Annotated in this window: 8 protein-coding genes; all 8 read left to right on the top strand. The window is 59.3% G+C overall.

All coding sequences use genetic code 11. The features are described from left to right. Positions 1–634 (top strand): CsgG/HfaB family protein (locus ACETWG_03565; protein ID MFB0515665.1); only part of this gene is annotated, 634 nt, incomplete at its 5' end. A gap of 32 nt (positions 635–666) precedes the next feature. Continuing rightward, positions 667–888: a hypothetical protein gene (locus tag ACETWG_03560; protein MFB0515664.1), complete on the top strand. Its 222-nt coding sequence runs from the start codon at positions 667–669 to the stop codon at positions 886–888. Between the two features lie 184 nt (positions 889–1,072). Beyond that, positions 1,073–1,630, top strand: a complete 558-nt coding sequence (locus tag ACETWG_03555; protein ID MFB0515663.1) for an SRPBCC domain-containing protein — start codon at positions 1,073–1,075, stop codon at positions 1,628–1,630. A 111-nt stretch (positions 1,631–1,741) separates the two neighbouring features. Further along, positions 1,742–1,975 (top strand): hypothetical protein, encoded by a 234-nt coding sequence (locus ACETWG_03550; GenBank protein ID MFB0515662.1) that lies wholly within the window; start codon positions 1,742–1,744, stop codon positions 1,973–1,975. A 24-nt stretch (positions 1,976–1,999) separates the two neighbouring features. Then, the gene (locus ACETWG_03545) at positions 2,000–2,530 is read left to right on the top strand and encodes a 2'-5' RNA ligase family protein (protein ID MFB0515661.1); all 531 of its coding nucleotides are present in this window, start codon (positions 2,000–2,002) and stop codon (positions 2,528–2,530) included. Positions 2,531–2,632: 102 nt separating this feature from the next. Further along, on the top strand, positions 2,633–4,108 hold the full coding sequence (locus ACETWG_03540) for a M20 family peptidase (protein MFB0515660.1): 1,476 nt from the start codon (positions 2,633–2,635) through the stop codon (positions 4,106–4,108). 108 nt (positions 4,109–4,216) lie between these two features. Further along, on the top strand, positions 4,217–5,572 hold the full coding sequence (locus ACETWG_03535; GenBank protein MFB0515659.1) for a M28 family metallopeptidase: 1,356 nt from the start codon (positions 4,217–4,219) through the stop codon (positions 5,570–5,572). A 105-nt stretch (positions 5,573–5,677) separates the two neighbouring features. Then, on the top strand, positions 5,678–6,583 hold the full coding sequence (locus ACETWG_03530; GenBank protein MFB0515658.1) for a mechanosensitive ion channel family protein: 906 nt from the start codon (positions 5,678–5,680) through the stop codon (positions 6,581–6,583). The last annotated feature ends 183 nt before the right edge of the window (positions 6,584–6,766 follow it).

Here is a 6,766-nt window from a genome sequence, read left to right as displayed (position 1 = left end):
TGCCCTATTAATCATCGGCTGCGGCTCTACGAGGACCGTGCTGGTCGGTAATGAACAAGTGGGGGATACATATTCCATAGCTTACCGCATGCCGCCTTTCGAAGATGGAAAGCGTAACATCAGCGTGCTGGACTTTGTGAATAAGACGCAGTACGCTCGTCGGCGGCTGGGCTCCTCGGCCTCCGATATCCTCTCCAGCGAGCTGGTCAAGCTGGGTAGCTTCAACGTCATCGAAAGGGAGCAGCTGACCCTGGCCATCCAGCAGCTGGACCTGGCCGACCTGGGGCTGATCGATCCCTCGCAGGCGGTGGAAGTGGGCAAATATCTGGGCACCCACATCATCGTCACCGGCTCGGTCTCGCAGTACGGCAGCAAAATCGAAGGCAGCGATTTTATATTCTATCAGAGCAAAATCCAAACCGCAGAGGCCGTCGTTGACGCACGGCTCATCGATGTGCAGACCACCGAAATCATCGGAGCCTATACCGGTCGGGGGCTGGTGAGCAAGACCACCAGCTCGTTCATGGGTGCCGGCGGTCGGGCTGGCTACGATGAGATCCTGGAGGGCGAGGCCCTGCGGGCGGCCATCATCGACGTGGTACGGCAGATTGCCGGTGATGAGGATATCCGTTAATTACCTGCCGGTCATGGCCGAAGAAAGTTAAGGTGCGCTTTCCGAGAGACACCAGACAAAGACCGGGCCGCCTGCGTAGCGGCGGTCAGGCCATGCAAATCTACGAGCTGGCGAACCTGGTTATCTGGGCCACCGTGTTCGTGGCCGCAGGTATCATCCTCGACCGGCACGGCTTCAACACCCTCGCCCCCTTCCTGGCCGTCGGCATGGTCGTCTCCACTATGGTAGTGCGCTGGGCGCGGAGGAGACGGTAGCTAAGGGTTAATTTGGAAGCTAGTGGTCGGGCGAATAAAAGCCCACCCGGCTGCGAATCGGAAGCTTATTCCAGGCAAGTTAGAGGCTCACGAGACGGATTACCGTGGCTGCCTCACCTAATTCTACCACTACCATCCACCCCTGCCATGTGCTTATATTAACATAAATAAGGAAAATACTATTATGACCGCTAAAGCCTTCACTCCCGCCTCCGCCAACATCCGCGATCGCATCATCCGGATGAGGACGGCTAAGGGCTGGGCCGAGTGGTTCGCCATCCTGGACGGCATCGAGGCCACCAAGATGGAACAGGGCGAGATCGTGGCCTACCTGGCAGAGCACTACGAGGTGCGTCGCTGGTACCGTCAGGCGATCGCGCGCACCTACTTGATGGAACATGGCCTGCGTAGGAAGAACTTGCGCCCCGACGGCTACGCTATAGTCCGGTCGATAACCGTAGCGGTACCAGTAGAGGTCTTGTATAAAGCCTGGACCAATGCTGCGACGCGTAAACGCTGGCTGCCCGATCCAGGCATAACCATCCGCAAGTCCGCCCCGAACAAATCCCTGCGTATTACCTGGATTGACGGAAAAACCCACGTCGACGCCATATTTGGCCACAGTAAGAATCAGGGGAGCAATGTTATTGTGCAGCATCGCAAGCTGCCCGAAGAGGCGGATACCGAACGCATGAAAGCCTACTGGACTGAGAGCCTGGAGCGGTTGAAAGCTATACTATAGACCCAAGGGCTGGGTTCCCCGGCCCTGCCGATTTGCTCCACATCACAGACTTTGGTCGCATCCCTATGTATACTCCAATACAATAATACTATCATTTTGTAAGGGATTACATTGAGCGAACGCACTCTTCGAATGGCAAATCGCAAACAACAGGACTTCCTCATCGTTATTGGCGCGATGTTCGGTGCCAGCGTCGGGATTCTCATTGCAGTGATTGGTGGAAACACCACCGGCGACATAGGCACCTGGCTCTATGTCGCCGTGCCGTTAGGGATATTTATCGGGGTGGCATTGGGGGCCAACTTAGCGCGCTGGGTCAGGCGACGGTCGCGGGCACGCGGCTGACCTCCCTTAGCGAAGAGACCTGCCCTGAACCCAACCCAGGCCGCCAGAAGCCAGACTTACTCCCTCTGGTTCATGCCCCGGGGCACACTCTATCGCTCCCTGGAATATACCATCGCCCGGCTCAGCCAGGCCTGGGGGACACCGCGATTCGAACCTCACGTCACGTTGCTGGGTGCGCTGACGGGTCTGGATGAGAAGATTATACAACAAACAGCCCGGCTGGCGGGCCTCCTGCAATCCCCCACTATCCAGCTCACTTCGCTGTCTGGCAGCGAGACCTACTTCCGCTGCCTGTATATCCGCGTCGAGCCCACCGCAGAGGTCTTAGCCATTCACCAGCAAGCCCGGGAACTCTTCCAGCAGCCGGATGAGCCACCCTTCAGGCCCCACCTGAGCCTGATGTACGGCCACCAACCCAGGCAGGTCAGGAATGACATCATCGACAGGCTGGGAGACAAGTTCCAGGGAGAGTTTATCGCAAATGAGCTGCACCTTTGCGATACTACCGGGGTGCCTGATAGCTGGCAGCGGGTGCGGTCTTTCTCGCTGATCTAGCTGTCCGCGCTATCCAGCTTCGCACTTCTTACACCCCCCTTCCACTACGTATATTACCAATCGTAGTGCCGACTTCAGGCCCTATTTAGCAGGAGCCGCCTTATGAAAAAAGTTCTCGCCGTTTTAGGCGCAGCCCTTGGCATTATCGTTGTCATCGTCCTGGTACGCACGTTCACCTTCACCTCCAGACAGGTGGCGGTGGAGCCGGTAGGGGGCGTTACTGTTGATACGCTAACTGCCGCAGCACACTTGAGCAAGGCCCTCACTTTCCGCACCATCTCTTATCAGGATCCCGCCCGGTTCGATCCGAAACCTTTCCGGGCCTTCAACCGCTTCCTTGAAGAGACCTATCCCGTCGTCCACCAGACCCTGAAAAGGGAAGTGGTGAACAATTACAGCCTCCTCTATACCTGGGCGGGGGACAACCCGGACCTGAAACCGATCATCCTGCTGGCCCATTCGGACGTGGTACCGGTGGACCCTGAAACGGTGACCGACTGGACCCAGCCGCCCTTCAGCGGTGCCATCACGGATGGCTACATCTGGGGCCGGGGAGCCATGGATGACAAGGCCAGCCTGCTGGGGCTGCTGGAGGCAGTTGGACAGCTGATAAGTCATGGCTTTCGGCCCCAACGGACGGTCATCCTGGCCTTCGGTCACGATGAAGAAATCGGCGGACAGGACGGAGCCCTCCAGATCGTCAGGCTCCTTCAATCGCGAGATGTGCAGGCCGAATATGTCCTCGATGAAGGGCTGGTCATAACTCACGGTATCGCGCCCGGTCTCGAAGCACCAGTAGCCATGATCGGCATCGCCGAAAAAGGCTACCTGACGGTGGAGCTGTCGGTTGAGTCCGAAGGGGGGCATTCTTCCATGCCACCCTCCAGCACCGGGGTGGGCATCCTGAGCCGGGCCGTTACCCGCCTGGAGGTCAACCAGCGTCCCGCTACCCTCCGAGGACCGGTAAAGCAGATGTTTGACGTCATCGGACCGGAAATGCCGTTCTTCATGCGGATGGCTTTCGCCAATCTGTGGCTCTTCGCTCCATTGGTCAAGGCCCAGCTGGCAGCCGCTCCCACCACCAATGCCATGATCCGTACCACCACTGCCGCGACTATGGCCTCGGGCAGCTTGAAAGAGAATATCCTGCCCAGCCGTGCCAACATGGTGGTGAATTTCCGCCTCCTGCCGGGAGAGACCAGTGAGATGATTCTGGAGCATGTCCGGCGCACAATCGACGACCGCCGGGTTATGATCAAGCAGCTCGGATTCCACGATGAACCGTCGGCCGTCGCTGGCATCGAGGCCCCCGGTTACCAGGCCCTGGAGCATACCATCCGGGAGCTCTTCCCCGAGGTGATCGTGGCCCCCTCACTGGTCGTGGGCGCCACTGATAGCCGACACTATCGGGGGCTAAGTCCCAATACCTATCGATTTATCCCCACCCGCGTCTCCCTGGAGGACATGCAAAGGATCCACGGGACCGATGAACACATGGGTGTGGAGAACTTCGCCGACATCATCCGCTTCTACGTCCGGCTAATCGAGAATACGGCCTCGTTCATAGAGTCAAATTAAAGCGGGGCTGGACTTATTGTGAGACCCGATAAAGGTAGATTTCGACCGCCCTGGGAGATCAGCCACCAACCACAGTCAATCTAAAAGAAACCACCCAAAGGAGCATCAATGCGCCGAACAGCTGTCTTCTTGTTCAGCACTTTTTTTATCACTTCATCCGCCCTCGGACAGATTGCCAATACCTACCGCGCTGCCGCCGACCGGATTATTCAGGCGTCCCTGGCCGACAGCGCCGCCTTCCAGCGACTGGCCGAGCTGGTGGACACCTTCGGGCCGCGCTTCTCCGGCACACGGAACCTGGAGGACGCCATTGACTGGATTCTCGCGCAGATGACGACCGACGACCTGGAAAACGTACGGGGTGAGAAGGTAATGGTACCCCGTTGGATCCGGGGCAGGGAGTCCCTACAACTGGTGCACCCATTTGAGCGCGAGCTGAGCATGATCGGCCTGGGCGGCTCGGTGCGCACCCCGCGTCGGGGCATCTCTGCACCCGTACTGGTGGTCAGCAGTTTCGATGACCTGGCAACGAAGGCCGAGCAGACCCGGGGCAAGATCGTGGTCTATAATGTCCCCTTCACCACTTACGGTGAGACGGTGCGCTACCGCTGGGCCGGGGCCAGCGAGGCGGCCAGGATGGGGGCCGTGGCCAGCCTGGTGCGGTCAGTGACGCCCCATTCCCTCAATAACCCCCACACCGGCAGTATGGGCTACACCGATGGCGTTCCCCGGATCCCCCACGCCGCCGTTACGGTGGAAGACGCCCTGCTGCTCCAGCGCCTTCAGGACCGGGGAGCGCAGGTCGTTGTGCGACTGAAAATGGAGGCCCGGTTCCGACCCGACGTGCCCAGTCGCAACATAGTGGCCGAGATCGTTGGCCGCGAGAAGCCCGAAGAGGTGGTGGTTATGGGCGGGCACATTGACTCGTGGGATGTGGGCCAGGGCGCGATGGACGACGGCGGTGGTTGCGTGGCCGCCTGGGAGGCCGTCCGCCGGCTGCAGCAGCTGGGCCTGCGGCCCCGACGCACTATCCGGGTGGTACTCTGGACAAACGAAGAGATCGGCCTGCGCGGGGGACGGGCCTACAGAGATGCCTACCAGGACCAGCTGCCTAACCACCTCCTGGCCCTGGAGTCTGACATGGGAGTCTTCAAACCCCGGGGATTTGGCTTTTCCGGCTCGCCCGAAGCTCTCGCCATTCTACGAGAGGTTGCCAGCCTGCTGGAATCAATCGGAGCGGACAGCGTTGTCGAGGGAGGCGGCGGGGCCGACATATCCCCCATGATGCGGGAAGGCGTCCCGGGCATGGGACTCAACGTCGACGAGAACAAATACTTCTGGTATCACCATACCAGCGCTGACACAATCGATAAGCTCGATCCCCGCGAGCTGAACCTCTGCGTGGCGGCCCTGGCGGTCATGGCCTACGTGGTGGCGGACATGCCGGAAAGTCTTCCCAGGTAACCGGCTCGGGTATCACAATCCCGGACGATAGCGGGACTGCAAAATCCTTCGCTTAAAACCGGCAGCTATCTTTAGCTTTAGTGGATTGATTCGCATGGAGATTATATGATTTGGTCCAAACTTCTCAACTCCGTCCTTACCATCGCAGTCCTCTGGCTGCTGCGCTACCTGGTCCTGAAGCTGGCCCTCCGCCGGGTTGAGGAGCCTCGAGCCCGCTATCAGTGGCGCAAAATCAGCAACGTGGTAGCCTTCGTCATTGGGATCCTGGTGGTGGGCCGCATCTGGATCGAGGCTTTCCAGACCCTGTCCACCTTCCTGGGCCTGCTTTCCGCCGGCATTGCCATCGCCCTCAGAGATCCGCTGGTAAACATCGCCGGGTGGGCCTATATCATGTGGCTGCGACCCGTGAAGGTGGGCGACCGCGTCCAGGTCGGTGAGCAGGCCGGTGACGTGGTCGATCAGGGACTGTTTCAGTTCACCCTCATGGAAATCGGCAGCCCATACAACGGCGAAAGTCCCACCGGGCGCATTATCTATGTACCCAATGGTACTATCTTCAGCCGGGGCCTGATCAACTTCAGCCATGGCTTTCCCTATATCTGGAATGAAATCCCCGTGACCATTACCTTCGAAAGCAGCTGGGAGAAAGCCAAGGAGATTCTGGAAAAACTGGGTCGCAAACACGGGGAGACCGTGAGCCAGTCCGCCCGGAACGAGCTCCGCAAAACCTCCCACAAATTTCTCATCCACGAGCCCAAGCTCCAGCCAAGGGTATTCACTGAGGTGAAGGAAAACGGGGTGCAGCTGACAATCCGCTACCTGTGCTCGCCCCACGAGCGCCGCGCTACCGTCCACGCCATCTGGGAAGATATCCTTCACGAATTCGACAAGTACGACGACATCGCCCTGGCTTACCCCACCTCCCGCATCTATCGGGAGCCGGAAGAAGGTATCGGGGCGAAAAAGCGTGCCGGGGCAGCCAAACCGAAACTGCCCCGCGCCCATGGCTGACCAGGGCTAAAACGGCGACACCAGCCCCAAACGCAGGTAGCTGACCGGGTCGTTCTGTTCCCAGGCTTCCTGATCCCCCGCCTGACCGTAGGCCAGGGTCAGCAGGGGTAGATTACCGATGACGATATTGGTCTTGATTTCCAGGCCCTGGGTGAGCCTGTCCGACGGGGTACTGCTGCCCCC

Source organism: Candidatus Neomarinimicrobiota bacterium (assembly GCA_041862535.1).
GTDB lineage: Bacteria > Fidelibacterota > Marinisomatia > SCGC-AAA003-L08 > TS1B11.
Note: the sequence above shows the minus strand (reverse complement) of the source record. Positions and strands in the feature narration are given on the sequence as shown.

Excerpts from the sequence above, each read along its gene's own strand:
- ACETWG_03540 (MFB0515660.1), top strand. The coding sequence starts at position 2,633 with ATGAAAAAAGTTCTCGCCGTTTTAGGCGCAGCCCTTGGCATTATCGTT.
- ACETWG_03530 (MFB0515658.1), top strand. The coding sequence starts at position 5,678 with ATGATTTGGTCCAAACTTCTCAACTCCGTCCTTACCATCGCAGTCCTC.
- ACETWG_03555 (MFB0515663.1), top strand. The coding sequence starts at position 1,073 with ATGACCGCTAAAGCCTTCACTCCCGCCTCCGCCAACATCCGCGATCGC.
- ACETWG_03535 (MFB0515659.1), top strand. The coding sequence starts at position 4,217 with ATGCGCCGAACAGCTGTCTTCTTGTTCAGCACTTTTTTTATCACTTCA.